Annotated in this window: 25 protein-coding genes and 2 pseudogenes; 5 read left to right on the top strand and 22 right to left on the bottom strand. The window is 34.3% G+C overall.

The features are described 5' to 3' along the window. Nucleotides 1-32: 32 nt before the first annotated feature. The 14 genes and pseudogenes from HMPREF2818_RS06090 to metG all read right to left on the bottom strand — a co-directional run bounded on the left by HMPREF2818_RS06090 (nucleotide 33) and on the right by metG (nucleotide 14352). Nucleotides 33-989 carry a Gfo/Idh/MocA family protein gene (locus HMPREF2818_RS06090; RefSeq protein ID WP_000762189.1) on the bottom strand — a complete coding sequence of 319 codons (957 nt, stop codon included), beginning with the start codon at nucleotides 987-989 and terminating at the stop codon, nucleotides 33-35. Then, a pseudogene (locus HMPREF2818_RS09870) lies at nucleotides 986-1437 on the bottom strand (ASCH domain-containing protein). Before HMPREF2818_RS09870 ends, HMPREF2818_RS06090 begins: the two are co-directional and overlap by 4 nt. Then, nucleotides 1434-1667, bottom strand: coding sequence for a DUF3977 family protein (locus HMPREF2818_RS09865; protein WP_079739338.1), 234 nt, complete (start codon nucleotides 1665-1667; stop codon nucleotides 1434-1436). Before HMPREF2818_RS09865 ends, HMPREF2818_RS09870 begins: the two are co-directional and overlap by 4 nt. A gap of 8 nt (nucleotides 1668-1675) precedes the next feature. Further along, nucleotides 1676-2374, bottom strand: coding sequence for a 3-oxoacyl-ACP reductase (locus HMPREF2818_RS06075; protein ID WP_000170241.1), 699 nt, complete (start codon nucleotides 2372-2374; stop codon nucleotides 1676-1678). Beyond that, nucleotides 2367-2603: a DUF2829 domain-containing protein gene (locus HMPREF2818_RS06070; RefSeq protein ID WP_000141918.1), complete on the bottom strand. Its 237-nt coding sequence runs from the start codon at nucleotides 2601-2603 to the stop codon at nucleotides 2367-2369. The genes HMPREF2818_RS06075 and HMPREF2818_RS06070 overlap by 8 nt, the downstream gene beginning before the upstream one ends. 89 nt (nucleotides 2604-2692) lie before the next feature. Next, nucleotides 2693-2941, bottom strand: coding sequence for a YbaK/EbsC family protein (locus tag HMPREF2818_RS06065; RefSeq protein ID WP_000411787.1), 249 nt, complete (start codon nucleotides 2939-2941; stop codon nucleotides 2693-2695). 197 nt (nucleotides 2942-3138) lie between these two features. Beyond that, the gene (locus HMPREF2818_RS06060; protein ID WP_000752176.1) at nucleotides 3139-3639 is read right to left on the bottom strand and encodes a GNAT family N-acetyltransferase; all 501 of its coding nucleotides are present in this window, start codon (nucleotides 3637-3639) and stop codon (nucleotides 3139-3141) included. Nucleotides 3640-3878: 239 nt separating this feature from the next. Continuing rightward, a pseudogene (locus HMPREF2818_RS06050) lies at nucleotides 3879-5291 on the bottom strand (glycosyltransferase). Between the two features lie 139 nt (nucleotides 5292-5430). After that, nucleotides 5431-7590: a hypothetical protein gene (locus HMPREF2818_RS06045; protein ID WP_000760425.1), complete on the bottom strand. Its 2160-nt coding sequence runs from the start codon at nucleotides 7588-7590 to the stop codon at nucleotides 5431-5433. Nucleotides 7591-7596: 6 nt separating this feature from the next. Next, nucleotides 7597-9042, bottom strand: a complete 1446-nt coding sequence (locus tag HMPREF2818_RS06040; protein WP_000533132.1) for a CotH kinase family protein — start codon at nucleotides 9040-9042, stop codon at nucleotides 7597-7599. Beyond that, nucleotides 9035-9712, bottom strand: a complete 678-nt coding sequence (locus HMPREF2818_RS06035; protein ID WP_000654037.1) for a DUF4956 domain-containing protein — start codon at nucleotides 9710-9712, stop codon at nucleotides 9035-9037. Before HMPREF2818_RS06035 ends, HMPREF2818_RS06040 begins: the two co-directional genes overlap by 8 nt. Nucleotides 9713-9763: 51 nt before the next feature. After that, complete coding sequence (locus HMPREF2818_RS06030; protein ID WP_000171288.1) at nucleotides 9764-10375, bottom strand: polyphosphate polymerase domain-containing protein; 612 nt, start codon at nucleotides 10373-10375, stop codon at nucleotides 9764-9766. A 446-nt stretch (nucleotides 10376-10821) separates the two neighbouring features. Beyond that, on the bottom strand, nucleotides 10822-12159 hold the full coding sequence (brnQ, locus tag HMPREF2818_RS06025) for a branched-chain amino acid transport system II carrier protein (protein ID WP_000239244.1): 1338 nt from the start codon (nucleotides 12157-12159) through the stop codon (nucleotides 10822-10824). Between the two features lie 195 nt (nucleotides 12160-12354). Beyond that, a complete protein-coding gene (gene metG, locus HMPREF2818_RS06020) occupies nucleotides 12355-14352 on the bottom strand; it encodes a methionine--tRNA ligase (RefSeq protein ID WP_000136757.1) in 1998 nt (665 codons plus the stop codon). Between the two features lie 142 nt (nucleotides 14353-14494). Between metG and tehB the strand changes: the two genes are divergently transcribed. Continuing rightward, nucleotides 14495-15370, top strand: a complete 876-nt coding sequence (tehB, locus tag HMPREF2818_RS06015) for an SAM-dependent methyltransferase TehB (protein ID WP_000248361.1) — start codon at nucleotides 14495-14497, stop codon at nucleotides 15368-15370. A gap of 157 nt (nucleotides 15371-15527) precedes the next feature. Here tehB and HMPREF2818_RS06010 read toward each other — a convergent pair whose 3' ends face one another. Then, nucleotides 15528-16223 (bottom strand): YoaK family protein, encoded by a 696-nt coding sequence (locus HMPREF2818_RS06010; protein ID WP_000039372.1) that lies wholly within the window; start codon nucleotides 16221-16223, stop codon nucleotides 15528-15530. A gap of 335 nt (nucleotides 16224-16558) precedes the next feature. On the opposite strand from HMPREF2818_RS06010, the gene HMPREF2818_RS06005 reads away from it, so the two are divergent. The 3 genes from HMPREF2818_RS06005 (at nucleotide 16559) to HMPREF2818_RS05995 (ending at nucleotide 19506) form a co-directional block, all read left to right on the top strand. After that, complete coding sequence (locus HMPREF2818_RS06005; protein WP_000556340.1) at nucleotides 16559-17776, top strand: PTS sugar transporter subunit IIC; 1218 nt, start codon at nucleotides 16559-16561, stop codon at nucleotides 17774-17776. Continuing rightward, a complete protein-coding gene (locus HMPREF2818_RS06000) occupies nucleotides 17760-18602 on the top strand; it encodes an alpha/beta hydrolase (RefSeq protein ID WP_000735436.1) in 843 nt (280 codons plus the stop codon). Before HMPREF2818_RS06005 ends, HMPREF2818_RS06000 begins: the two co-directional genes overlap by 17 nt. 76 nt (nucleotides 18603-18678) lie before the next feature. Continuing rightward, nucleotides 18679-19506 (top strand): exodeoxyribonuclease III, encoded by an 828-nt coding sequence (locus HMPREF2818_RS05995; protein WP_000767486.1) that lies wholly within the window; start codon nucleotides 18679-18681, stop codon nucleotides 19504-19506. Nucleotides 19507-19546: 40 nt separating this feature from the next. On the opposite strand, the gene HMPREF2818_RS05990 is transcribed toward HMPREF2818_RS05995, so the two are convergent. The 5 genes from HMPREF2818_RS05990 to serC form a co-directional block, all read right to left on the bottom strand. Then, entirely contained in the window at nucleotides 19547-19903 is a 357-nt protein-coding gene (locus HMPREF2818_RS05990; protein WP_000287943.1) for an arsenate reductase family protein, read from the bottom strand. Nucleotide 19904: 1 nt separating this feature from the next. Continuing rightward, nucleotides 19905-20381 carry a methylated-DNA--[protein]-cysteine S-methyltransferase gene (locus HMPREF2818_RS05985; protein ID WP_000966768.1) on the bottom strand — a complete coding sequence of 159 codons (477 nt, stop codon included), beginning with the start codon at nucleotides 20379-20381 and terminating at the stop codon, nucleotides 19905-19907. Between the two features lie 55 nt (nucleotides 20382-20436). Beyond that, nucleotides 20437-21618 carry a phosphoglycerate dehydrogenase gene (locus tag HMPREF2818_RS05980; RefSeq protein WP_000232154.1) on the bottom strand — a complete coding sequence of 394 codons (1182 nt, stop codon included), beginning with the start codon at nucleotides 21616-21618 and terminating at the stop codon, nucleotides 20437-20439. A 61-nt stretch (nucleotides 21619-21679) separates the two neighbouring features. Further along, complete coding sequence (locus HMPREF2818_RS05975) at nucleotides 21680-22228, bottom strand: N-acetyltransferase (RefSeq protein ID WP_001198082.1); 549 nt, start codon at nucleotides 22226-22228, stop codon at nucleotides 21680-21682. A gap of 68 nt (nucleotides 22229-22296) precedes the next feature. After that, nucleotides 22297-23388 carry a 3-phosphoserine/phosphohydroxythreonine transaminase gene (gene serC, locus HMPREF2818_RS05970; protein ID WP_000158397.1) on the bottom strand — a complete coding sequence of 364 codons (1092 nt, stop codon included), beginning with the start codon at nucleotides 23386-23388 and terminating at the stop codon, nucleotides 22297-22299. Nucleotides 23389-23520: 132 nt separating this feature from the next. Between serC and HMPREF2818_RS05965 the strand changes: the two genes are divergently transcribed. Then, the gene (locus HMPREF2818_RS05965) at nucleotides 23521-24156 is read left to right on the top strand and encodes a copper homeostasis protein CutC (protein ID WP_000603271.1); all 636 of its coding nucleotides are present in this window, start codon (nucleotides 23521-23523) and stop codon (nucleotides 24154-24156) included. Nucleotides 24157-24425: 269 nt separating this feature from the next. On the opposite strand, the gene rsmI is transcribed toward HMPREF2818_RS05965, so the two are convergent. Continuing rightward, the gene (gene rsmI / locus HMPREF2818_RS05960; RefSeq protein WP_000425866.1) at nucleotides 24426-25295 is read right to left on the bottom strand and encodes a 16S rRNA (cytidine(1402)-2'-O)-methyltransferase; all 870 of its coding nucleotides are present in this window, start codon (nucleotides 25293-25295) and stop codon (nucleotides 24426-24428) included. After that, nucleotides 25295-25621 (bottom strand): DNA replication initiation control protein YabA, encoded by a 327-nt coding sequence (gene yabA, locus HMPREF2818_RS05955; protein ID WP_000358198.1) that lies wholly within the window; start codon nucleotides 25619-25621, stop codon nucleotides 25295-25297. The genes rsmI and yabA overlap by 1 nt, the downstream gene beginning before the upstream one ends. Nucleotides 25622-25623: the final 2 nt, after the last annotated feature.

The following is a 25623-nucleotide window of genomic DNA, read 5'->3' as shown; positions in this document are numbered from 1 at the left end:
TAAGTAAAAAATGACTCAAAAGAGTCATTTACTTATTTCGTTACCATATCTAGAACTTTCATCACCGTTCTACTATGTTCTAAAGCTTGAGCAGCACGCTTAAAATCTAAATTGCTAATAATACCTTCAAAAATAACAAATTCATCGTGCATGCGGTGCCTATCACCATTTAATTGATAAACATGACTTTCTTGTCCATTCATAGTTAATGAAATTTTAGGCATAGTATTAGTTGGCCCTAAAATCGCTATAGACCCCTTATCACCTTGAATAGTAGATTTTACTTCTGCACTACAATCTTTTGCTCCAATACAGACTGTTTTAAAGTGCCCATAGTCTAGGACTAGAACTCCTGAAGTATCAATACCACGCTCTATATTTGGTAAATACTGTGCTGTTATAGGTTCTCCAAAAAGTCCAATTACTAAATGTAAATTATAAATATTAAGGTCTCTCAACGCACCTCCACCCATTTCAGGATTGAAAGCTGGTGCTATTTCCCCACGTTTAAAGGCATCATAACGCGATGAATATTGGGAATAATTACATTCTACAATTTTAATATCTCCAAGGTTGCTTAAATGTTCTTTTACAAGGTCAAAATTAGGTAAATATTGATTTGTAATTGCTTCGAGTAATATTAGTTGCCTAGTATTGGCAATAGATACAAGTTCTTCTAATTGACTTGCTTCTAATGTAAATGGCTTCTCACAAATGACATGTTTTCCTGCCAAGAGTGCCTCCTTAGCATAGTCAAAATGCAAGTGATTCGGCAGTCCAATATAGACTGTGTCAATCTCCTCATTGTCCAAGACAGCCTTATATTCACTCGTAGCTAGAGACATGTTATATTCCTTAGCTAGATCTTTAGCTGTCTCCAAACTTCTAACTGTTGATAAGATAGCAACTAGATCAATACCTTCAATTTTCTGCAAGACAGGCAAAACTTCCTTAACAATCATACCTGTCCCCAAAACCGCTAATTTCATTCGTTAATCTCCTTTGGGTAAACCACTTGGAATTCCTCTAAAACTATCCTAGAGTCCTCACTAAACATTAAACCAAACTCCTCAAAATAAGGTTTAAAGAAATCAATGTGAGCTTTTCTCCACCATTCTAAAGTTTTATCTCCTTCTCCTTCTTTAAAAGCATGGTCTGCAGAGACATCTTTAAAAGGGACAATATCAACTTTAGTTATTTCAATAATACAGATAGCTTCATCATTGCTATCCAAAATAATATCATATGAACCAACTTGTGTAACCCTTCCTCATCTAATTCATATAAATCATAGGCAGAGGCCGTTGCAGTTTTTGTCCCATCTACAACTAACTTTGCCAGAAGATCTGGTTCTGCTCCAAATTGCCATGCGTCTATCTCATCACCGATTGAAGGATTCAAAGATTTAAACTTATTCCATAATTCTTGTGCCTTCATATTACCTCCGAAGCAATTCCCACAACAAACTTAACTGCGTTACTCATTTTTCTTTGTCTTTTAAATCCTTCTTTAACATCTAAAATATAAACAGTTTGACCAATCCAAACACGTAAATAAACAGATTTTATTAAAATATCACCTGATATTCCTTTAACTTCCCGCTCAGTACCATCAGATGCTTCAAATTCCGTACGTAATAACCAAGTATTACCACAACCAAATTCAATCTATTTTCTCATTTCAAACTCCAGCCACCATCAATTTTGACAATTTCACCTTGCATTGATCTCGCTTTTCCTGAAGCAAGAAATCCAGTTAATTCAGCAACTTCACTTGGTTTAGTCCAACGACCAATTGGCGTCTCACTAGCTACCCATTCTGCTAATCCACCAGGTTCAAAATCACTAGCAGTCATAGCAGTTTGTACAGCACCTGGCGCTATACCAAAAATTTGAATACAATCTTTTGCGTAATCCAAAGCCAATTGACGTGTGAATCCCGCAAGGGCATGTTTAGAACTAGTATATGCAGCTCCACCGCCACCCGCTATAAAACTTGCTATTGAGCACATATTGATAATAATACCTGACTTCTTTTCCACCATACGTCTAAGATAATGACGTGTTAGCCTAACAGTCACGAAAAAATTAATATCAAATAGGTGTTCCAGTTCTTCATCACTTACTTCTAGAAGTGGCTTGTAGGCATCTAGAATACCTGCAGTATTACACAAAATATCAACAGTCGGTACCATTGTGAATAGTGGGGATAAATCAGAGGATAAATCCAACTTTATAAAGTTAAAATTACCATTTAAGTTCGGTTTATCCGACTTATCCACACCATATACTTGATACCCTTGTTTCAAAAAATATTGAGCCTGTGCATAACCAATTCCACTAGCACAGCCCGTCACTAAAACAACTTTAGTCATTGACCTCGATCCAATCCTCTGCTAAAACATCACATGGTGTTGGTGCCCACATGGAAAAACCTTCACCTTCACCAGTAACATTAATAAGAAAATAAGGTGTAGCCTGTAGTACTTTCCCATTAACTTCAAGGGTATCAAATAACTGAACATAATTTTCAGCGCCCCCCCAACCTGTACGTACATATTTTTTCTTTGCTTTTAAACCTGGTAAAATTTCTTCAAATGTCATATTGTTCTCCTTTATTGTCTTTAACCATTGATATATCAAGGTTTATTGCTTATTTAAAATCATAATTTAAAGTTTCTTCGCCTTTTAGTTCATCTAAAGGCTACTATTGTTTTCATAGGATAAAATAGTTTCTGGTCATCCATTATTAGTAAATAATATTTCGTCTTTTTCTTGTTGGTCAAGAACATTATTTTTGTTCTTACTCCTTCAATTCCCACAATAAAGTTATCTGCTTGCTCCGTCAACAAAACAGGTCCATTTTCCACTAATTCATAAGAAATACTTAGTTGATTTAGCACAGCTATAACTTTTTCAAAATCATTCGTAATTTTCTCCATTCTTCCATAGAGTTAGCATAACTATTTGTAGACTAGAGAACCTAAAATTGATACACTGTTTTTCACTCAAAAAATTTTACCTTCATAATCTTCATTATACCTATAACAATTTTCTTTTACAAATTTGTTCCCCTTAAAGGAAATTGTTTTTCAAAATAGGATGTTTATACTATTGTATTATCGGATGCTTTATCTCGCTAGTGCAAAATCTTCTCATAACACATTTCTTCCTTTTCAAAATAAGTTTTTGATTTACCCTTAAAAGAAAAACCAAACCTATCGTAAAATTTCCTTGCGCGTGTATTTTCTGTAAATACCCAAAGTATCACTTTATTATAACCTGCTTGTTGTATCTCTGATAGTACATGATTCATCATTTGAGACCCATAACCTTTTCCCCAACCTTCTTTAAGACTATGTATACAAATGAGTTCTGCATAATCAAGCATACCATCTTCTCTACTTTTATCCCACCAAGCCATACAATGAGGATTGCTATCTACTTCCAATATATACCCCTTACCAACCTCCTTGTGTAGTAGCTGTTGATACATTGTTATGGCAGGTTCTATTTCCGTAGTTTTTTGAATGATATCCTCAGGTAGTATCTTACCAAAAGCAGCTTTCCAGCTCTCCGTTTGAATATAAGCTAAATTGACTTCATCTCCTAATCTTGCTCTCCTGATTATGCAAGCCATAACTAAAATCCTTTCAAAAATTATTATTAACTGCCTGATAACTACTCCAATTATACCATTTTCGTGATATTAATTTTTATTTTGAACAGTTCTGGTTCTCATTTATCATTATATTTCTAAAATTTTAGATGGTTTTAAACATTAACCTCAGATTAGGCCAATTATTGATAATCACTAAAAGAGCGTAGATAATTACGCTCTTTTAGTGATTATTTTATATATATGAATCGCTATAACTTCTAAGTAACACTTGTTTCAAAATCCTTCATTTGTTTCTCTCTCGTAATATGCCCCCAAACCATTTTTTTATTTTTATAGCCAATAACACTTGCAACCTTAACAAAAGTTAATACAGGATGTAGGATAAGATACCTAAAAACAGCAATATAAAATACTTTAACAATATCTAAAATTCCTATTACTAGTTGCTGAGAATAAATACGGTGTAAGAAAGAGCTTAATGTAATTAAAACACAGTAAAAGATATAAAGGCTCACCAATGATATAAAGAATGGGATGTTTAATTGATTAAATAATAAGGACAAAAATATAATGACAATACCAAAACATTCTATAAAAGGGGTCAGTAATTCAAATAAAATATAGTAAATATAAGAAATTGATCCTACAGCTCCAAAGCGATAATTGGCAAAAATACTTTTATATTTTTTTAAACATTGGTACAAGCCAAGATATCACCGGCGTCTCTGTTTACGTAAATCCCCTAAATTCGTTGGTGCTTGACTCCAACAAACAGCATCTGTTTCATAACAAATACGATAAGGAATATTATTATTACGACAGAAGAAATGTAATTTCATCACCAACTCCATATCTTCTCCTAGAGTCTGGGTGTCATATCCTCCCACCGCTTTAACAAGGTCTTTCTTAAAAAGACCGAAAGCCCCCGAAATAATTAAATTAGCTCTTAAATAGTCTAAAAAGATTCGAGCTCCTAAAAATGATGAATCATACTCAAGTGCTTGTGCACAAGGAATAATTCTCCAAGGCAAACGATAAGATGCTACTTTCCCCTGCTCAATCTTAACACCTTGGGCAACTTGGACGAGCCCTCCCACTGCTATAACCGTCGGATCTACCTGTATGGATTTGCTAATTTGACTCAAAGAATCTACCTGCAACATAGAATCTGCATCTAGACATAGAAAATAATCGTAATTAGCAGCATTGATCCCCATATTTAAGGCATCCCCTTTGCCACCATTTTCTTTAACAATGAGTGTCAGTTTAACCTTACCAACCTGTCCCTGAAAGACATCTTTACAAGTTTGAGTAGCAATAATTGAATCAATCGTATTCGAGATTTTCATTAATGCAAACTCTTCCTTGAGAACATCTGAAGTATTGTCACTGGAACCGTCATCCACAACGATAATTTCATACGCTTCATAATCAAGGTGCAATAACGAATCAATCGAACTCACAATGGTTGTTGATTCATTATAGGCTGGTACAATAATTGAAATTGGAATTTTTTCTTTATTTCTAGTTAAACTTTTTTTGCGCTCATTTTTTTCATAGAGATGAACACCTCCAATGACTAATGAAATCACTAAAAAGCTGGCATAGGCAATCAATAATACTAAGAAAATGACTTGAGATACCTTTAGGAAGGTAAAAAATAATGCCATAGAAAATCCCCTTTATTTGATATTTATATCCTTTTTCCGAATACGAAGCCAACTAAGCTTATCTAATCGTTGTCTTAAGATATAGTGAATGTTAAAAACAATAATTGCTAAGCAAATCAAAATGTAAAAATATAAAATATTATGTACCATATGTTCTCTCTCTTTCTTTAGACCATTCTTTCTTAATACTATAATAGGAGTCTTTTAAAAAGGTTTTGGTATCGGGTCTCTCCCAATTTTTCAAACGATAATCTGCCATCTTTATCAGTGTGTTTTCTTTGCTATTAGCACCTAATCCTAAAGCAATGCTCTCAATTTCTAACTCCTTCACACCATAATGTTTAAAGTAATCATCGTGAATTTTTTGAGATGATGGATCAGAAAAATTCAACAACTGCCACGGAATTCTGACCTCTATAAAGTCCTTTCCAAACGAAATATCTGTTTGTGAATCAAATGTTTTTTGGTGCCTATCAGTTGTTCCTGTTTTGAGAAGACCAGTAGGATGAGTTGGTAAGAACCTCTCTGTTGCTTTTACTTTTTCCATGTCTTCAACAATCTTTGTATTTCTCAATACCATATTTATCTGCTCAAAATTACTACTGTTCTTCTTTGGTGGGAAAGCATAAAAATCTTTACCGTTAAGCTGTCGAAGATAGTTCGCTTTTAAGGCATTATAGCGCTCTTGGACAAATAATTCAGACTTGCCATTTGGATCAATAGACAATACAAAGTCACTAGATTTAGAAAATGTGACCTTACTACCATTCATTTTTCTACTACCAGATTTTGGTGTAATATCTATTGGTAATAATCGTTTTTCTTTTAGTTTTTCAGGTTTTGTTTTAATCGCAAGGTAGAGATAGCTTTCATCACTGCTAGCATATAAGTCATCTCCTGTTGCACTAGTCATCAGAGGATGTTTCCACTCTCCTTTGCCTCTTTTACCATCAACTTGATAATGATGTTTTGCGTTTTTAAAGCCTAATAAACCATAACCTTGATTAAATACTTGTGCATCCCCCCATAGGAATTGACTATGTTTATTTGTGGCGAAAGATGTATTCCACGCCCTTGCATTCCAATCGTCTTGCCATGCATTGATAGTCGCTCCAAAACTACCGGATGATATAAAAGATTCATAATCTTCTAGTAAACGCTGACCTTGTTCTTTTTCATTAATCGGCAGAGGACGTTTATCAATTTCTTTTTGGGCAATACCTCTCGCTGTCGAATAGCCATAACCCGTGACTAGAACAGGGATTTTGTGATAAGCATTTAGCAGTTTAACGTATCCCTGTGACAAAGAAAGTTCTTTAATCTTTTGTCTATCTTCTTTACTGATATTCTCTTTATCAAATAATAGATAATCCTTGTATCGAGGATGGAAATCAATAGCTTTATATGCTGCAAACATACCTGCTTTAACATTTGAATTAGCTTGAATATTTTCTACATTTAGTTGTACGTATTTAGGAGCCTGTGCCTCAAATGGTTTTCGATAATGAAAAGGGTCTGTTGTTGGTGAGTTTGAAAAACTAATCAAATGTTGCCAACCATATTTAGCTGTCTCATAATGTGTCAATTCATCCATTACTTGAGCTAGCATGACCTCAAATGGATTAGCTGCCACAGAAGTTTTAAAATAACGTCCTTTATATTGCGTTTTTTTCTCTTGATGATTAGTATAAGCGACAGTACCACTATTCCAATCATCCCCTACGACATAACCAAGTACCCAAGGACTAAGATCATAATGATAATGACGGCTACCAAAATCAGTATTCCATACTTGCTTACGCCCATGGAGAATATCCACAACGCCTTTTGCTTCTCGTTTTAAATACCCCCTATAATTATCATTAAAAGCTGTTATAGAAGCATTATTGCGATAAGAATCTATACGTATTCCTTGCAACAAATACAGTGGCCTCTTTGATGCTTTGTTGTGGTGATATAAGGCATCGTAAAATGCAACATTCATCGGTACCTTGACTCTTACAGTATTTGCCCCCATGTTGGAAATTAAATGGAACCATTCACGATACGTTTTTTGAGTAATAGGAAAATCGTTGTGATGATAACCCGCTAAGGAAGACTCAACGTCTACTCCTTTAACAACAAAAGGTTTATTGGTGGGCTTGTGAAGTACAGTATCACCTTTAACAACAAAGTTAGTTCTTGTATTTTCTTTTAATAAGCCCTTTGGTAAATACAAACTACCATCAAAGTAATACAAATAATAAATAGAGCTAAACAAAATAGTTAAAAGGGCTACAATACTTAGATATTTTTTCATAATGTTCTACTCCAGTAAAGTATTAGTATTTTTCGATGGTGCACTATATTGATACAAGGTCTCAATATTTCTATCCATCCATCTGCCACGCTTTTTGATAAAATCTTTTAATTGTTCTACTGATTTGTGATAACTTGTCACATTGCGTTCAGTAGGAATCAAATAATTCCTTGGATCAGTATTCTTTAAATCAAAGACATAGCCCCATTTTTTATAATTTCGATCAATAGCTGGACCTAAAAAATGCCTTGTCTCGTCTATGTAATTAGATAAATATTCTGTCGCTAGAACTCCCTTTCGTAATTCTTTATAGCGATGAACAACCAGGTCTATAAATGCTTTGTCCTTAATGAGCATATTGAACCACGGTGCATCCGTCAAGGTAAAATCTGCCTCATCAACACGTCCTTCAATTTGATTATCAAAAGCATTATTAAAATCCCAAACTACTAGTTTTGCTCTATCACGAAGATCTTTATATAGATAGGTTGAAAATTTACCCGCATCCACATTTCTAAAAAATTCATTGATGACAAAATAATTTGCAAATGATTCTCTATCAATATATTTAGGATATTGTGAAAAATCATAAGAATAAAGGACTTTTTCAATATGATTGATGTCCTTATTAATAAACTCTAATTGTTTTGATGTCAATCTTTGTTTACCTGGATATTTCACATCAAGAGCTGAGATACCAGACTGGTGTGTATAATGTACATAGTTATCTAACTTTTGCTTTGCCTTATGTTCACGATCCCAAGCAACGATATAAGGTGTTTTATGCAACTTTTTATCACTTTTTTCAATGGGAACTCGTTGCTCACCTTGTTCGATATTCTCAACTGCTAGATATACTCCCTGATACTCACCATTGACAAATAACTCACAGTAGCGAACGTTTGGGGCATAGGACATAATCTCACCAGCAATATTATAACTCAGATAATTTCTTAATAATGTTCTGTCTAGAAAGGGACCATGCAATACCCACTCCGATTCTTTAGGCATTCCTGCTAATCGATGCTTCTTTTCCTTTAACTTATTAGTAACAAACTTAACTTTCAATGACTTCTTATCAAAGTAACGAGAGGAATTTCCTCTATATGATATTAACCCTTTTGTCCTAATTCTCGGCTTTTCTGATAAATGATGTGATCTACTTGGAGAATCCCGTAATTCGATATCAACATTAATATTATCCCTAGCTTTGACATATTTTCCGCCTTCTTTTGTAACAAGAGGAATAACTTGTTGCTTTGTATCAATGCTGATAATGGGCAAATGGGTTTTAAATCCTGTTAAATCACTCTTCGCATCTACCTGCTTTATACGATGATGATGTATTCTCTCGATGTGATGCTTAGGAATCCAAAAATAGAAAAATAAGAATAGAAAAAGACCTATAAGGGTTGTGCCGTAAATAACCTTCCCTCTCATAAGTCTACCCATTGATTTCGTCGCTTTGGCTAACAATGTTGAAATAATCAATATTTCCCAATTGGTACACTTTTTCAGTTAACTGATTATCTACATGGAGTTGCTTATCGTAATCTTTTCTAGAGATTTCGAAAATCATTTCAATAGTATTAGTTGTTGAATTTTTAACACGCTGAACAGCTTTTCCGTCAAAATATTGGAAGAAAATTCCTTCTAAATCAACTTCTAGTGTTCTATCGCACTTCACAATCAATAACATACGATTCTCGTTTTTAACACGTCCCATAACCCATAATAAGATAAAGATAACGCTACTTCCTAATGCAGCTACCACATAGTCACCGACACCACAACAGATACCAACAACTATGGTCCAAAAAATATAAACTGTATCTCTTGAATCTTTTATGGCTGTCCTAAAACGAACAACTGACAAGGCACCGACCATACCCAATGACAAGGCTACATTATTACCAATAACGGTCATTACTGTTGCAGTCAAGACCGTCAATGTCATTAATGAAACATTAAACTTTTTACTATAGGCAGTTCCACTATGCGTATAAGCATAGGAAACATAAATAACTACACTCAATAAAGCTGCTACAAGAATATGTAAAATCATATCTTGAAAACTTAAATTTCCACTTTGCTCTAGACTATTTCGTAATAGGTCTTTCATTTTTTTGTTATCCTCTCACATTTAATAATAATTAACGTATATACTTTTTCACTAAAAACGATAATGTTTACTAACAGCTCTTCCTAAACAATACTTACTCGCTGAAAGTTCACTTCTATCTACCGAATCTAAGAGTTCTTTAATATAAGACAATAAAAATCCATTATATTTAACTTCTAAAATAACAAGATAAGGATCTAATAAATAATTTTGATTTAAATCCTCTGAGAAAATATCATAACTAGCCTCTGTACCTATTATATGGTGGTCAAAGGTGATTCGGATATTGTTTTCCTTAGCAACAAAAGCTTTTCTTTGGTACTCAATAACCGTTTTAGGTTGATAAAGTTGCGTTGTTATCCTTGAATAACACTCCGCAGCAAATGTATCCGGATAATTTAATAAAACACTATTGTTACCATTAATCAGCGCTTGAGCATCTGTCTTGCTTAATTTTAGAGAGCGCTTTTTTTGATTAGCACCTTGTTTTTGTTTCATTTCTAATTTCGCAAAATTGCTTTGACTACCATAATTGCGCAAACGAATCTTTCTTCGTATCTCAACACCATCTTCCTTTTCTTGCCAATCAACATCTTCTAAAGAATCAAAGTATAGCGAACGGATAGTATAGCCGTCGTCTGAACTATGCGAATCGAGCGTCATTACTTGGGAAAATTTCTTAGATAAAAGATAGTAATCTTCAAGTGATATTAAATATTTTTTTCCTGTCTAAGAACTTCGTTCATCACTCACCTATGTTTAATTAAATATTAATTTATATATAAATATTAACAATAAATTAAGCAAAAATAAATATATCAGAAATTATACACCTTGTCAACAGGAAAATATATAATGTATATTTTTTATACGAAGGCATTTCAAACTTTATTTTTATACTATAAATATGATTGTTACGCTCATTTAAACCTAGAAGAAAAATGTATATTTTCAATCCACAGCTGTTATAAAATAATTTTTAAAAAGTGTTTATATCTTAGTTTAATCACACCTTACTACAATCTATATATCATTTAAAAAAATCTGATATAAAAAAGGCTAAAACTAAGTTTTAACCTTTTTGACATATCTATAAAATTGAAATAGTGCTATCCTTCAAATTTCTCTAAATCAAATGCTTGGCCTTTTTGCTTATCTGACAGCACCAAAGAAAATACTATACCAATCAACATTGGAACTAGCCACCCCATTGAAATAGTATGAAAGGGGAGGAATCCAACTAACTGAGTTAATGTTTTTTCTTGCCATTGTCCCGCTAGAACCTCAACAAACGACACTAAAGTGACAAGACCAATTGTCAAAGACATTCCCTTTTTTGAAAGCGGCAACCACTTATTAATCAAAATAATTAAGACAATAACAATAACAATCGGATACAATAAAGTTAGCACAGGAACTGAAAAAGTAATTACAGCATTTAAACCAAGATTAGCAATTAAAAAGCCAATCAAAGTAAAAACAGTAGCAAATAATTTATAATTCCCAAAACGAAAGTTCTTATCAAAAAATTCAGATACTGACACAATAAGCCCAACTGTTGTTGTAAAGCATGTCAATGTTACCATAATACTCAAGAAATAACGACCAAAATTTCCAAATAATTTATAAGATGCTTGTGATAATACATAAGCTCCTTTATTAACATTTGGGTCAGCTAAAATATCAGCTGGGACAGGAAACTTATTCCCTAAAAAACCTAAGCCAATATATAAAATACTAAATGCTAAACTAGTAACAATTCCAACAATCCAAATGGTTGATAAATATTCTTTTTTAGTTTTAAAACCAAACTTTTTAAGCGTTTCTGTTGCTACTAGACAAAAAGCAACTGCTGCAAGTGCATCAAGTGTATTATAGCCTGCTAAGACACCACTTCCAAACGCTTTTCCTGCATAGTCAGCACTCGCCTTAGCACTCTCCAAGTTTCCATAAGCAATAGCTCCAACAACAACCAAAGAGAGAATTAAAAAGGCAAAAACAGGCGTTAAGATTTTTCCAACACTATCTAATATACCATTTGGTCTAATAGCGAGATAATAAGCTGCAGCAAAAAAACAGGCTGTAAAACACAAAAGAGCAATCGGACTATGCCCTACAATTGGAGCAACCCCAATTTCAAAAGAAACCGTTGCTGTTCTAGGAATAGCAAAAAGTGGACCAATAGTTAGGTAGAGTATAACTAAAAATGTTAAAGAAAACCACGGACTAAATTTTTCCGACATCTCTGTCTTATAACCACCATTAGTTAGTGTGCCTAGTAGGAGGGTAATAATAGCTAATCCAACTCCTGACAAACAAAATCCTAAAATCGCTGGCCAGAAATCTTGTCCAGATGCTACACCTAATGCTGGTGGAAAAATGAGGTTCCCTGCACCAAAGAAGATACCAAATAAGAGTAATCCCGTTAAAAAGCCTTTTTTTACCATAAGCAACCATTAGTGTAAATAATCTATTTACACCCTTTCCATAAATTCTCCTTATCAAATTCTATCTAAATGCTTAGAATCGATGTCTTTTATTATATCAAAAATAAAAATAAATTCTAGGTCATTTTCATAATTTTCCAACTATTCAGTCACTTTTTTCTTGAAAACAAAAAAAGAGCATAATGCTCTTTTCGATTAACCAATAATTGATCCATTTGCCACTGCTGAATCGACCGTCAACACTGTCAATTTACCATCATGTTCTGCTGAGAGAATCATGCCTTGACTGACATATTTTTTCATCATTTTACGTGGTTTGAGGTTAGCAACAATTTGGAGTTTTTTCCCTACTAACTCTTGTTCATTTGGGTAAAATTTTGCAATCCCTGATAAGATTTGACGATGGCCCTCATCACCAGCATCTAGACGGAAACGAAGAAGTTTATCAGAACCTTCCACTTTCTCAACTTCAATTACTTCTGCAACGCGGATTTCAACAGCGTCAAAATCCTCAAACTTGATTTGACCTTTGCTTGATGTCAATTCAACTTCTTCAGGAACCCACTCCTTTTCCACTGGTGCTTTTCCAGCATTCATTTGTTCTTTGATATAAGTAATTTCGTCTTCCATATCCAACCTTGGGAAAATTGGTGAACCTTTTGCAACAACTCGAACACCTTCTGGTAGATCAGCAAAAGTCAATTTTTCAAGATCGAATGTTGCCCCTAAACCAAGTTGTTCCATAATGGCATCGGAAGTTTCCATCATGAACGGTTGAATGAGGTGAGCAACAACACGTAGACTAGCAACTAAATGACTCATTACAGCTGCTAACTTATCACGATCTGTTTCGTCTTTTGCAAGTACCCACGGTGCTGTTTCATCAATATATTTGTTAGTTCGTGAAATAAGATTCCATACAGCTTCAAGGGCACGTGGGAAATCCACCGCTTCCATTTGTTTATGATAGTTTTCAATACTATCTGTCGCAACAGAAGCTAAATCGGCATCAAAGTCAGTTGCAACAGCAAACCTTGGTACTTCTCCATCGAAATACTTGTTAACCATAGCAATAGTGCGGTTGAGAAGGTTTCCTAAATCATTAGCAAGTTCATAGTTAATACGTCCAACATAATCTTCTGGCGTAAAAGTTCCGTCTGAACCAACAGGCAATGAACGCATGAGATAATAACGGAGTGGATCAAGACCAAAACGCTCTACTAACATTTCTGGATAAACGACATTCCCTTTTGATTTAGACATTTTACCATCTTGCATCACAAACCAACCATGAGCAACTAGACGTTTTGGTAATGGCAAATCCAGCGCCATCAACATGATAGGCCAATAAATAGAGTGGAAACGAAGAATATCTTTACCAATCATATGAATGTCTGCTGGCCAAAATTTATGATATTGACTGAGATCGTCAGACCAACCATAACCAAGAGCAGAAATATAGTTCATCAAAGCATCAATCCAGACATAAATAACATGTTTTGGATTTGATGGTACCTGAACTCCCCATGTGTAAGTTGTACGAGACACTGCTAAATCTTCTAAACCTGGTTCTATAAAGTTTTTAAGCATTTCATTCATACGACCATCTGGCTGAATAAATTCTGGATGCTCAGCGTAGTACGCTTTTAAACGATCTGCATATTTGCTCATGCGGAAGAAATAAGATTCTTCAGAAACTTTTTCAACTTCATGACCAGATGGCGCAACACCACCAATCATATTACCGTTTTCGTCACGATAAACTTCTGCTAATTGGCTTTCAGTAAAAAATTCTTCATCTGAAACAGAATACCATCCGGTATACTCACCAAGATAGATGTCCCCTTGTGCCAACAATTGTTCAAAAATTTTAGCAACCGCTTCTTCATGGTAAGTATCTGTTGTACGGATGAATTTGTCATAGGAAATATCTAAAAGTTCCCATAATGTTTTGACACTTTCAGCCATGCCATCAACATATTCCTGTGGTGTAATGCCTGCTTCTTCAGCCTTTTGTTGAATTTTCTGACCATGCTCATCAAGACCAGTCAAATACTGAACATCAAAGCCCATCATGCGTTTGTAACGTGCCAAAACATCACATGCTATCGTTGTATAGGCAGAACCGATGTGCAATTTACCTGATGGGTAATAAATTGGGGTAGTAATGTAAAATGATTTTTTTTCTGTCATGATTTCTCCTATAAGCCACCCTAATGAGAGGTGTTTTTTATCATGATACATTATAACATAAAATCTTTTTCAACTGGATATATCTCTGAATAATATATCTACTTTTGCTATAATAAAGGTATTAAAAATAGAGAGTTAATATATGGTTAATACAAAAACACTTCTCCCCTACAAAACTATGCCGGTTTGGACTGCACAGTCTATTCCAAAGGCATTTTTAGAAAAGCATAATACTAAGGAAGGCACCTGGGCAAAACTAACCATTCTAAGTGGTTCTTTAGTATTTTACCAGTTATCTCCTGATGGAGAGGAAATCTCGCGGCATATTTTTGATGCTAGTAGTGATATTCCTTTTGTTGATCCACAAGTCTGGCATAAAGTTTCGCCGAATAGTCCAGACTTAAGTTGCTATCTAACTTTTTACTGCCAAAAAGAAGATTACTTCCATAAAAAATATGGTCTCACGCGCACACATTCTGAGGTTATCGCCAGTGCACCTCTCTTATCTGAGAAGAGTAATATATTAGACCTTGGGTGTGGTCAAGGGCGAAACTCACTTTATTTATCGCTGCTGGGACATCAAGTGACTTCTGTCGATTCAAACGGACAGAGCCTTGTAGCTTTAGAAAATATGGCATTAGAAGAAGAGCTTCCTTACAATATAAAAAGGTATGATATTAATACTGCTGCTATTGAAGGGCACTATGATTTTATTTTATCAACTGTGGTATTTATATTTTTAAATCCCGACTGCATTTCTGATATTATTTTACAAATGCAATCACATACTCAGATTGGAGGATACAATCTTATCGTTTCTGCTATGGATACCGCTGAAAATCCTTGCCCGCTTCCATTCCCTTTTACCTTCAAAGAAGGACAATTGAAATCTTATTACAATGACTGGGAAATCATCAAATATAATGAAAATTTAGGTGAATTGCACAGGGTGGATGAAAACGGTAATCGCTTAAAATTACAGTTTGCGACTTTATTAGCTCGAAAATTAAGATCATAAAAGTGAGTAGAAATCTACTCACTTTTATCTTTGGTTAGGTAATAAGTATATTCTAAACCCATACATAATTATCCTATAAAATATATAGAGATGATATTTCAAATCATTATTGTAACAATCAGCTTTAGTATAGCTCTTCAACATAAAACGCCATACATTAGGAGTGCCTTTCTACTTGTAGGTTATAAAATTCATGGCCTAACAGCAAGTTGACATATAAAAGAGGAATTAATATTAATGATAAGCTCCATTCGCCCAGTTTACTTGAAAAATAAGTCGAGCAAACAACACCAAAGATAAATCCTCCAATAATAATAATCGTATTTCTAGCAATTAAGAAAATATCAGAATTTTTTTCGTAAAGTCCCTTTGTTAATAAATAAGCAGCATTCTTGATATTACCAGTCATCATCATATTAGCATAAGGTGCTCCTCTGAGCGATTTAAAGGTATCTACTTGTATTGAAGCAAAGAAGGCTAGTCCTGCCACAGTAAACGACGATGGTAAGAAAGGAGTCAATATAATTGTTACTATAGCAACCTGTGTCAACGCAAAACTAGATAATAGGTACCAGTGCAGTTGATGTTTATTCGCCCAACGATTCATGAAATAAGTAAACGATTGACCTAACATGAAAACCATTATAGGTAGCAAAAAAGCAAGCGCTTGACTATAATGCTTATTACTAAGATGAATAGCAAAAGATAACAAATTCCCTGTTTGTACACCTGCAAAACGTTTTCCTTGTGTTACATAAGTAAAAGCATTGATATAACCTGAAATAAAACAGAGTGCAACCGCACACCTGAGCCCTTCATATATTTGATATTGACGGTGAGACTTTTTAGACATATTTTCCTCTAACTTTATGGCAAACAAAAATAAGACTGGGCAATCTTGCTCAGCACTTTTTTTCTAATAGATTGGTTTAAAATAGTATTAATATTAGCACTAGCTAGCCTAACAGTTCTAAATAAATTATTAAGCAATGATAAATGTAGTTTTAGTATATCATAACCTCAGCATTGAAGCAATCTCACTTTATGAAAGGATAAAGAAAATCTCATAAGTCATTTACCCTTAATTTGAAGTTTAATTAGTTACTTTTAATTTTACTACCAAAAAACTTGCACCATTCTTAACATTTGTTACAATAAATACAACCTATTAGGAGGTCAGTACAGATTATGCACAGCACTATTTATAAATGTCATCATTGCCGTTATCTAATTTATAAAAGTTTTAAAGATATCTTTCCTTTTGCTCTCATTTTTTCTTGGATTGAAATCCTTCAAAAACTCGTTATATCAGATGATTCTTTTTTAGCTCAAACAACAAAGTCCAGTATTTATAAAAACGAGTGGTTATATACGGTTTCCAATACTCTTTATGATTTATCTCATTTACTAATCTACTTTATGGCTAGTTATTTTGTGGCTAGTTTAGTATGGAGAGGCTTATCTAACCAAACTAAAGAAAGTTTTTCTGCAAGTTTACTTGGCTTTGCCACTGTTTGGTTGCTTCTAACTTCAGTTGTTCCAGGTACAGATTATCACTATCCTAGCCAACCCATTTGGCTTATGCTGGCTTTGATTTCGTATCTTTTTATCTTTTTAACTCGACTGCTTCAAAATCGACATCATATTTTCCAGTATAGTATGTTAGCTATACTACTATTAATCTCTTCTATTTTGTCACATATCTTATATCGTTATCCTAATATTGATTTAGAATACCTTATACAAAATCACTTTTCTCAATGGCTGGGTGATGGGCCACATCAATTAATTCCTATTATGCTTTGGTCTATCTTAGCTATTTTTCTAACCTTATCAGGTCTTTTTGTACCAGATATTTTATTTCGTCCTTACTCCTATTTTTCAGTAGTTAGCGAAAATTTAAATGCTGCCTTGAGCCAACATACAGATAAAATCCCTTATCTGTATACCTTTTATACTGTTAAAAATAGCTTTGCTATGTTTGGCGGTATTGGAATCCTATTATCCTTATTTTTAGCAGTTTTATATGAAAGTAGAAAACTACAATCGAAGAATTACTATAAATTGACATTACTGACCTTAACTCCTCTTATTTTTGATCAAAATTTACCATTTTTAGTAGGTCTACCTGTCATTTTACAACCAATATTATTCATTCCGATGGTATTAACAACTATCTTTGCAGAGGCTTTTGGAGCTCTTATGCTCTACCTAAAATTTGTCGACCCTGCAGTTTATACTGTCCCAAGTGGTACACCTAGTCTACTATTTGGCTTTCTTGCTTCAAATGGGGATTGGCGTTACCTTCCAGTCACTGCAATTATTCTAGTTGTTGGCTTCTTTATTTATCGTCCGTTTGTCAAAATCGCTTTCGCTAAGGAGGAGCAATATGAAAAAATTACTTAGATGGCTTCCTCCTGTACTTTTCATTATTATCCTTATAGGAATGACTATCTTAGGTAAGTCCTATATCAATAAAGTAACAGCTCACAAAATAAAACTCTATAACTCTCGAATGACTCCTACTATTTTAATTCCAGGATCCAGTGCTACTCAAGAACGATTTAACAGCATGTTAGCACAGCTCAACCAAATGGGAGAAAAACATAGCGTTTTAAAGTTAACTGTCAAAAAAGACAATAGCATTATCTACAATGGACAAATTAGCGGCAATGACCACAAACCCTACATTGTCATTGGATTTGAAAATAATGAAGATGGTTATAGTAACATCAAAAAACAAACAAAATGGCTACAGATTGCTATGAATGATCTTCAGAAGAAATATAAATTTAAACGTTTTAATGCTATCGGTCATTCAAATGGTGGCTTATCATGGACTATTTTCCTAGAAGATTATTACGACTCTGATGAATTTGATATGAAATCATTGTTAACAATGGGAACACCTTTTAACTTTGAAGAAAGTAACACCTCAAATCATACTCAAATGCTTAAAGATTTAATCAGTAATAAAGGAAATATTCCATCAAGTCTCATGGTATATAATTTGGCAGGAACTAATTCATATGATGGTGATAAAATTGTTCCATTTGCTAGTGTGGAGACTGGTAAATATATTTTCCAAGAAACCGCTAAACACTATACCCAACTAACAGTAACTGGTAATAATGCTACACATTCTGACTTGCCTGATAATCCTGAAGTTATCCAATATGTCGCAGAAAAAATTCTTAAAAATGAGAAAGGTAAATTACCAAAACCTCACTAAAGCTGTAAAATAGCAACGCCCCTGGTATTTTGATATAATATATTGCGAATTAAACTAAATAAAAAAGGATATTATTATGAAACTCATTTCATGGAATATTGATTCCCTCAATGCGGCATTAACAAGTGAATCAACACGTGCTTTAATGTCACGCCAAGTTATTGATACTTTAGTTGCTGAAGATGCCGACATCATTGCGATTCAAGAAACTAAACTGTCTGCCAAAGGACCTACTAAAAAACATTTGGAAGTACTTGAAACTTACTTCCCAGAATATGATTTAGTTTGGCGATCATCAGTCGAACCTGCTCGTAAGGGCTATGCTGGCACAATGTTCTTATATCGTAAAGGGTTAAATCCTATTGTTAGCTTCCCTGAAATCGATGCTCCTACTACAATGGATAATGAAGGTCGCATTATTACTCTCGAATTGGAAAACTGCTATATCACACAGGTCTATACTCCAAATGCAGGTGATGGCCTAAAGCGCTTAGGTGACCGTCAAATATGGGATATTAAATATGCTGAGTATTTAGCAACATTGGATAGTCAAAAACCTGTTCTAGCAACAGGTGACTATAACGTAGCCCACAAGGAAATAGACCTAGCTAATCCTAGCAGTAATCGTCGTTCTGCTGGATTCACAGATGAAGAGCGCCAAGGCTTTACAAATCTACTAGCCAAAGGTTTTACAGATACTTTTCGTTACCTTCATGGCGATGTTCCAAATGTTTATAGCTGGTGGGCACAACGAAGTCGTACATCCAAAATCAACAATACAGGGTGGAGAATTGATTATTGGCTAACAAGTAACCGTGTCGCAGATAAAATTACCAAGTCAGAAATGATTCATTCTGGTGATCGTCAAGATCATACACCAATTATTTTGGAGATTGAACTATAAACCCAAAAAAAGATGATTGAGTTATAACTCAATCATCTTTTTATACTAAGTTGAGGTCTTTATACTTAGTACGATAGCCAATCTGAAGAATTTTATTATCTTTAACTAGCAATGGACGCTTAATAAGCATTCCATCCGATGCCAATAAGTCCAAAGCTTGGTCAAGAGTTAAATCATCAAATTTATCTTTTAAGCCTAATTCTCTGTAAGAATTTCCTGAAGTATTGAAAAACTTTTTAAGGTCATAAGGCGAATTCTCTAACAATTCTTTTAATAACGAAGCTTTGGGAGGATTGCTTTTTATATCAATAGCTTCAAAAGTTAAGCCGAGTTCAGTTAACTCTTTTTTTGCTGAACGACAAGTGGTACATTTGGGGTATTCATAAAACGTATACATATTATTTCTCCTTTTCGTATTCTAATAACCAAGATTTTCTTTCTAAGCCACCAGCATAACCAGTTAATTGACCATATCTTCCTAAAACACGGTGACAAGGTATGATTAGAGAAATAGGATTTTTACCTATTGCTCCTCCAACAGCCTGTGCAGATGGACAATTTAGCTCTTTCGCTAATTCTCCATAAGTTTTGGTATCTCCAAAAGGGATTTTCTGTAATTCCTGCCGTACTCTCGTCTGAAATGCTGTCCCTCTCAATGATAATGGAATACTAGGTAAATTTTGCTGTGAAAAATAAGCATCTAACCACTTCTTACCAAGTAAAGTATAGGAATTTGACATATTAACAATTTCCTCTTGGTTGACTGCTAGCATATCATATTTTTGCCCAACAAAATAAAGCCCTGATAAACCTAGATTGTCTGCTAGAAGGCGAATTTCTCCAAGAGGAGACTGATAGAATTCTTGATATAACATATGATAAGCATAACTTAAAAAGCCATGAAAAGCAATTCATGACTTTTTTAGTTCTTTATTGTTGTTTTGCAATTAAACGTACACGGACGATATTCTCATCACCTTCAAATTCTTCAATTAAAGTAGAAATCTTGTTATTATCCGTTTCATCTAAATCTATTAGTGTGTAGGCGTAGTCACCCTTTGATCGGTTAATAATGTTATCAATATTTATACCTAGCTCTGATACAGCAGTTGAAATTTTAGCCACAATGTTAGGAACATTCTTGTTAATTAAAGTAATACGAAATGGTGCGGTTTGGATTTGATGTACATTGGGGAAATTAACTGAATTAGTGATTTCTCCTGTCTCCATAAAACAACGAATGGTTTGACTTGCCATAATAGCACAATTTAGCTCTGCCTCATCTGTTGATCCGCCTACATGAGGAAAGACTGTAATTCCTTTTTGGTTTAATAATTCTTTGTCTCCAAAATCAGTAATATAGCGCTTGACAACACCAGTTTCTATCGCTTTAAATAGCTCTTGGTTATTGACTAATTCTGCACGAGCAAAGTTGATAATCGTAGTTCCTTTTTTCATGATTGAAAAAGCTTCCGCATCAAAAGTATGCTTAGTTTCATTTGTTAAGGGAACATGAATTGTGATATAGTCACAAGTTTCAAAAATATCCTTAATCTCTTTAACCCTTTGAACATGGCTTGAAATATTCCAAGCTGTTTCAATTGAAACATAGGGATCATAACCAAGAACTGTCATTCCTAAGCGTCTAGCATCATTCGCAATTCTAGCTCCAATAGCACCAAGGCCGATAACTCCCAATTTTTTCCCTGCAATTTCATTACCAGCAAAAGCTTTCTTTCCTGCTTCAATTTGTTTGGGAATATCTGTTCCAGTTAGAGTATTAACCCATCGGTTAGCTCCTAAATAATCACGAGCTGAAAGCAATAAGGCAGCAATGACCGCTTCTTTTACAGCATTAGCATTTGCACCTGGGGTATTAAACACGACTATTCCCTGTGCACTTGCCTCTTCAATAGGAATATTATTTGTTCCTGCACCCGCCCTAGCAATAGCTTTGAGGTTACTTGGGAAATCCTGATTATGCAAATTTTGACTACGAATAATATAGGCATCAGGATTTTCTGACATATCCCCATCAATCTGGAAACGATTCCCTAACTCTTGTAAACCAATTTGATTAATATTATTAAATGTTTTGACACTAAAAACCATTCTTTTTCACTAAGGTTATCTCTTTAGTCATCATTGACTAAAATAACCCCTTTCTTTTTTCTTACATGGGATTTCTTTCATCAATCTCACGATAGATGCTCGTTTCTCCCTTTTCTTTTATCTTCTGATAAGCCAATCGTACCCCATCTAGAGGTACTTTACCACAATATTGATAGCCTAATTTATTTAGAATATGCTGCATAGTGACATTTTTTTCATGAGTATCGCAACGAAAATCAGGTCCTTTATGACCTTCAATTAACCCTTGAAGGAATGTCTGTGCTAGTCCTCTACCACGAAATTGATTTGAAATAGCAATACGATGAAATGTAAGATAGCGATGGTTATCATGGAGCCATTTTCCCTCATAAATAGCATCATAAACCTCTTCATGACCATCAATGACAGCCGCATAAGTCGCTAGCATCCCATCTTCAATACCAACCCAAGCATAACCGTTCAAGATATCATCAATAATATCGTTACGATTAGGGTATCCATCTTCTTTTTGCCATTGATCACTTCCTGTTTTAGCAATTTCGGCACGCGCTTCCTCAATAAGAAGCATAATTTGGTCAATTTCATTTGGAAAAGCTAATCTGACTTGCATTATATTACCCACTTTTATATATTATAGACTTATAATAACGGTTTAATTTTCTTTCGTGATAACATTTACTATGCATTTTCTGCTTCAAATGTTTTCATAAAATCAATTAATTCGATGACACCTTGTTTAGGAAAGGCATTATAAAGGCTAGCCCTCATACCACCTACCGAACGATGCCCTTTAATATTTTTAAATCCACGTTCTGTCGCTTCCTTTACAAATTTTTCATCTAAATCTTTATTAATAGTTATGAAAGGAATGTTACATAGAGAACGACTCTTTTTATCTCTGACAGGATTACTATAAAATTCTGAGGAATCAATATAATCATAGAGAAGTCCTGATTTTTCACGGTTAGCTTTTTCCATAGCATCAACACCACCTAGACTTTTCACCCATTCAAAGACTAATTTAGCAATGTAAATACTGTAAGCAGGCGGCGTATTATAAAGAGAACTAGCATCTGACTGAATCTTATAATCCAACATTGATGATAAAGTTGGTTCCTCATTAATCATATCTTCACGGATAATAACTACCGTTACACCAGCAGGTCCAATATTTTTTTGAGCTCCTGCATAAATCATTGCAAAATCTTCTACTTTATATTTTACAGCTAAGATATTAGAAGACATATCCGCAATAACAGGCACTCCATTAGTTTTAGGAATATCATAAAGCGATGTTCCTTCAATGGTATTATTTGTTGTCACATGAACATAGGCAGCTTCAGGATCAATCTCTTTTTCATCAAACTCTGGAATATAATCATAAACTGATTCTTCTGATGAGGCTAATAGAATTGGTTCAAAAGGAATTGTTTTTGATAGTTTTACAGCCTCTGTATAAGCTTTTTTCCCCCACGAACCAGCAACATGATAGTAAGCTTTACGCCCTCTGGCAATATTCAAGGGAATCATACTAAACTGTAAGGATGCACCACCTTGTAAAAAGATTACTTTATAATTATCCGGAATTCCCATCAAATCTCTTAAGTAACGCTCAGCACCTTTGATAATATCATCAAACTCTTTGGAGCGGTGCGATACCTCCAAAACACTCATACTGGACCCTTGATAATTAAGGAGTTCAGATTGGGCTTTTACAAGCACTGGTTTTGGTAAGACTGCAGGACCTGCAGAAAAATTATAAATTGTCATATAACACCTCCATATAATTGTGTAAGATTATAGCACAGTATTTTGAATATTGTAAAGATTTTTTTGATTAATTTTGCTTTTTATTCGTGATATAATGGTAAAGGCGAACAATCAAGTTTAAAGGAGTAATTTATGATTTTGAGGGAATTTTGTGCAGAGAATTTAACAGACTTAACCAGATTAGATAAAGCTATTATTTCACGTGTCGAGCTTTGTGATAACCTTGCTGCTGGAGGCACTACTCCTAGCTACGGTGTTATCAAAGAAGCTAATCAATATTTACATGAAAAAGGTATTAGTGTCGCTGTTATGATTCGTCCCCGTGGAGGAAATTTTGTATACAATGATTTAGAATTACGTATTATGGAAGAGGACATTCTACGTGCTGTTGAGTTAGAATCAGATGCTCTTGTTTTGGGAATATTAACTTCAAATAATCATATTGATACTGAAGCCATTGAACAACTTCTACCTGCTACCCAAGGTTTGCCACTTGTTTTTCATATGGCATTTGATGTTATCCCGAAATCTGACCAAAAAAAAGCAATAGATCAGTTAGTTGCTTTAGGCTTTACAAGAATTCTCCTACATGGTTCATCTAATGGCGAACCAATTATAGAAAATATCAAACATATCAAAGCATTAGTTGAATATGCTAATAATCGTATTGAAATTATGGTTGGCGGCGGTGTGACTGCTGAAAACTATCAATATATTTGCCAAGAAACTGGGGTTAGACAAGCCCATGGTACTAGAATAACTCAATAAAAAATTCGAAACAGGGCTATAAGTTTCTTTAGTATATTTACTACTAAGTTCTTTCATGTTTTGTAAAACCTGAAAGAACCGGAATAAGAGCATACCATCTTTTATAACCTGCTCTCAGAAATAAAATCCAATTTGCAATGGTATTCAAAAGAGCTGAAATTAAAAATCTTAAGGAAATTGGAAGCACCTTACTTCTTTATTCCAATAGCTAAGTCGGAGATTATAAAAGGTTGCCAAAGAAAACTTTGGCAACCTTTTTATATTATTACTTATAAATCATGGAAACTAGCATAGAGTTCTTGTCTATTGAGATTAAGTTCTTTTGCTACTTTTTTTATCGCTTGATTAGTTTTATCGCCATTAGCGATATATTCTTTTACTAATACTAGTGGATCTTGTTGGCTACTGTCTTTCACTCGCTCGGTATCTCTCTTACCATCAACAATAATTAAGCATTCACCTTTGAGAGGGACTTTTTCAATATGCCCTAAAAGTTGACTAATGGTTCCTCTTTGATACTCTTCATAGAGTTTCGTCAATTCGCGTACTAAAACAACTTGGCGATCTCCGTAAATCTCTTTCATGTGTTTTAGCGTATCAGAGACTCGAAACGGTGACTCATAAAAGATTTGTGTTTCAGGGTAATCTTTCTTTGTTTCAAAAAAAGTTATTTGTTGACCTTTCTTACGCGGTAAGAAGCCATAAAAAATATGAGGTTGTGGAGCTAAACCTGAAGCGATGAGAGCAGTAATACCAGCGCTAGCTCCTGGTATAGATACGACCGGGATCCCCCCTTCAATAGCAGCCTTGACAAGGTCATGTCCTGGGTCAGAAATAGAGGGCATTCCTGCATCAGATACTTGGGCTAAAGATCTCCCTTCTTTTAACAAATCAATTAACCCAGAGATTTTATCGTAAGCATTGTGTTCGTGAAAACTAATTTGTTTAGTAGTAATATCAAAGTGCTTGAGTAAAAGTCCCGTATTTCGTGTATCCTCTGCACAAATAAAATCAACTTCTCTTAAAATCCTAATGGCACGAAAAGTCATATCATCTAGATTACCAATTGGAGTTGGGACTAGATAGAGTGTCCCGTAATGTGTATTTGATTTAAAACTTTTTTGAACTTGCATTTCCATCAATCTCTATATAATAATTCAATACAAAAAGCACATTCTTCGTCATTTTCACGACGTTGACCATAGAAAGTATTACAAATGTGAAAGCCATCATTGTAAATGCCTTCGAGTAATTCTCTTCCTTGTTTAGAATTTTTAACTGCAGTTTCTGTTTCTGCTTCAATAACGCTCAGACGCTCACGAAGTTTACCATTTTCAATACGTAGAACAGTATTCTCCTCCAATAATTTTTGGATTTGTTTTTTCATAGTCTCAATTTCAGACAACCCAACTAATAAATTTTGTGAAAAATCATCAAAGGCATCAAACAAGTCTTTTTTATCCATTC

Source organism: Streptococcus sp. HMSC076H09 (genome assembly GCF_001811765.1).
GTDB lineage: Bacteria > Bacillota > Bacilli > Lactobacillales > Streptococcaceae > Streptococcus > Streptococcus agalactiae.
Note: the sequence above shows the minus strand (reverse complement) of the source record. Positions and strands in the feature narration are given on the sequence as shown.

Bases quoted from the DNA above. Each gene is read 5' to 3' on its own strand.
- yabA (WP_000358198.1), bottom strand. From the start codon at position 25,621: ATGGATAAAAAAGACTTGTTTGATGCCTTTGATGATTTTTCACAAAAT.
- HMPREF2818_RS05995 (WP_000767486.1), top strand. From the start codon at position 18,679: ATGAAACTCATTTCATGGAATATTGATTCCCTCAATGCGGCATTAACA.
- HMPREF2818_RS06065 (WP_000411787.1), bottom strand. From the start codon at position 2,941: ATGGAGAAAATTACGAATGATTTTGAAAAAGTTATAGCTGTGCTAAAT.
- HMPREF2818_RS06010 (WP_000039372.1), bottom strand. From the start codon at position 16,223: ATGTCTAAAAAGTCTCACCGTCAATATCAAATATATGAAGGGCTCAGG.
- HMPREF2818_RS06030 (WP_000171288.1), bottom strand. From the start codon at position 10,375: ATGACGCTCGATTCGCATAGTTCAGACGACGGCTATACTATCCGTTCG.
- HMPREF2818_RS06075 (WP_000170241.1), bottom strand. From the start codon at position 2,374: ATGACTAAAGTTGTTTTAGTGACGGGCTGTGCTAGTGGAATTGGTTAT.
- brnQ (WP_000239244.1), bottom strand. From the start codon at position 12,159: ATGGTAAAAAAAGGCTTTTTAACGGGATTACTCTTATTTGGTATCTTC.
- HMPREF2818_RS05980 (WP_000232154.1), bottom strand. From the start codon at position 21,618: ATGGTTTTTAGTGTCAAAACATTTAATAATATTAATCAAATTGGTTTA.
- HMPREF2818_RS05975 (WP_001198082.1), bottom strand. From the start codon at position 22,228: ATGCAAGTCAGATTAGCTTTTCCAAATGAAATTGACCAAATTATGCTT.
- HMPREF2818_RS06040 (WP_000533132.1), bottom strand. From the start codon at position 9,042: ATGGGTAGACTTATGAGAGGGAAGGTTATTTACGGCACAACCCTTATA.
- HMPREF2818_RS05965 (WP_000603271.1), top strand. From the start codon at position 23,521: ATGATTTTGAGGGAATTTTGTGCAGAGAATTTAACAGACTTAACCAGA.
- tehB (WP_000248361.1), top strand. From the start codon at position 14,495: ATGGTTAATACAAAAACACTTCTCCCCTACAAAACTATGCCGGTTTGG.
- HMPREF2818_RS06045 (WP_000760425.1), bottom strand. From the start codon at position 7,590: ATGAAAAAATATCTAAGTATTGTAGCCCTTTTAACTATTTTGTTTAGC.
- metG (WP_000136757.1), bottom strand. From the start codon at position 14,352: ATGACAGAAAAAAAATCATTTTACATTACTACCCCAATTTATTACCCA.
- HMPREF2818_RS06005 (WP_000556340.1), top strand. From the start codon at position 16,559: ATGCACAGCACTATTTATAAATGTCATCATTGCCGTTATCTAATTTAT.
- HMPREF2818_RS06000 (WP_000735436.1), top strand. From the start codon at position 17,760: ATGAAAAAATTACTTAGATGGCTTCCTCCTGTACTTTTCATTATTATC.
- serC (WP_000158397.1), bottom strand. From the start codon at position 23,388: ATGACAATTTATAATTTTTCTGCAGGTCCTGCAGTCTTACCAAAACCA.
- HMPREF2818_RS06060 (WP_000752176.1), bottom strand. From the start codon at position 3,639: ATGGCTTGCATAATCAGGAGAGCAAGATTAGGAGATGAAGTCAATTTA.
- HMPREF2818_RS06090 (WP_000762189.1), bottom strand. From the start codon at position 989: ATGAAATTAGCGGTTTTGGGGACAGGTATGATTGTTAAGGAAGTTTTG.
- HMPREF2818_RS05985 (WP_000966768.1), bottom strand. From the start codon at position 20,381: ATGTTATATCAAGAATTCTATCAGTCTCCTCTTGGAGAAATTCGCCTT.
- rsmI (WP_000425866.1), bottom strand. From the start codon at position 25,295: ATGGAAATGCAAGTTCAAAAAAGTTTTAAATCAAATACACATTACGGG.
- HMPREF2818_RS05990 (WP_000287943.1), bottom strand. From the start codon at position 19,903: ATGTATACGTTTTATGAATACCCCAAATGTACCACTTGTCGTTCAGCA.
- HMPREF2818_RS06070 (WP_000141918.1), bottom strand. From the start codon at position 2,603: ATGACATTTGAAGAAATTTTACCAGGTTTAAAAGCAAAGAAAAAATAT.
- HMPREF2818_RS06035 (WP_000654037.1), bottom strand. From the start codon at position 9,712: ATGAAAGACCTATTACGAAATAGTCTAGAGCAAAGTGGAAATTTAAGT.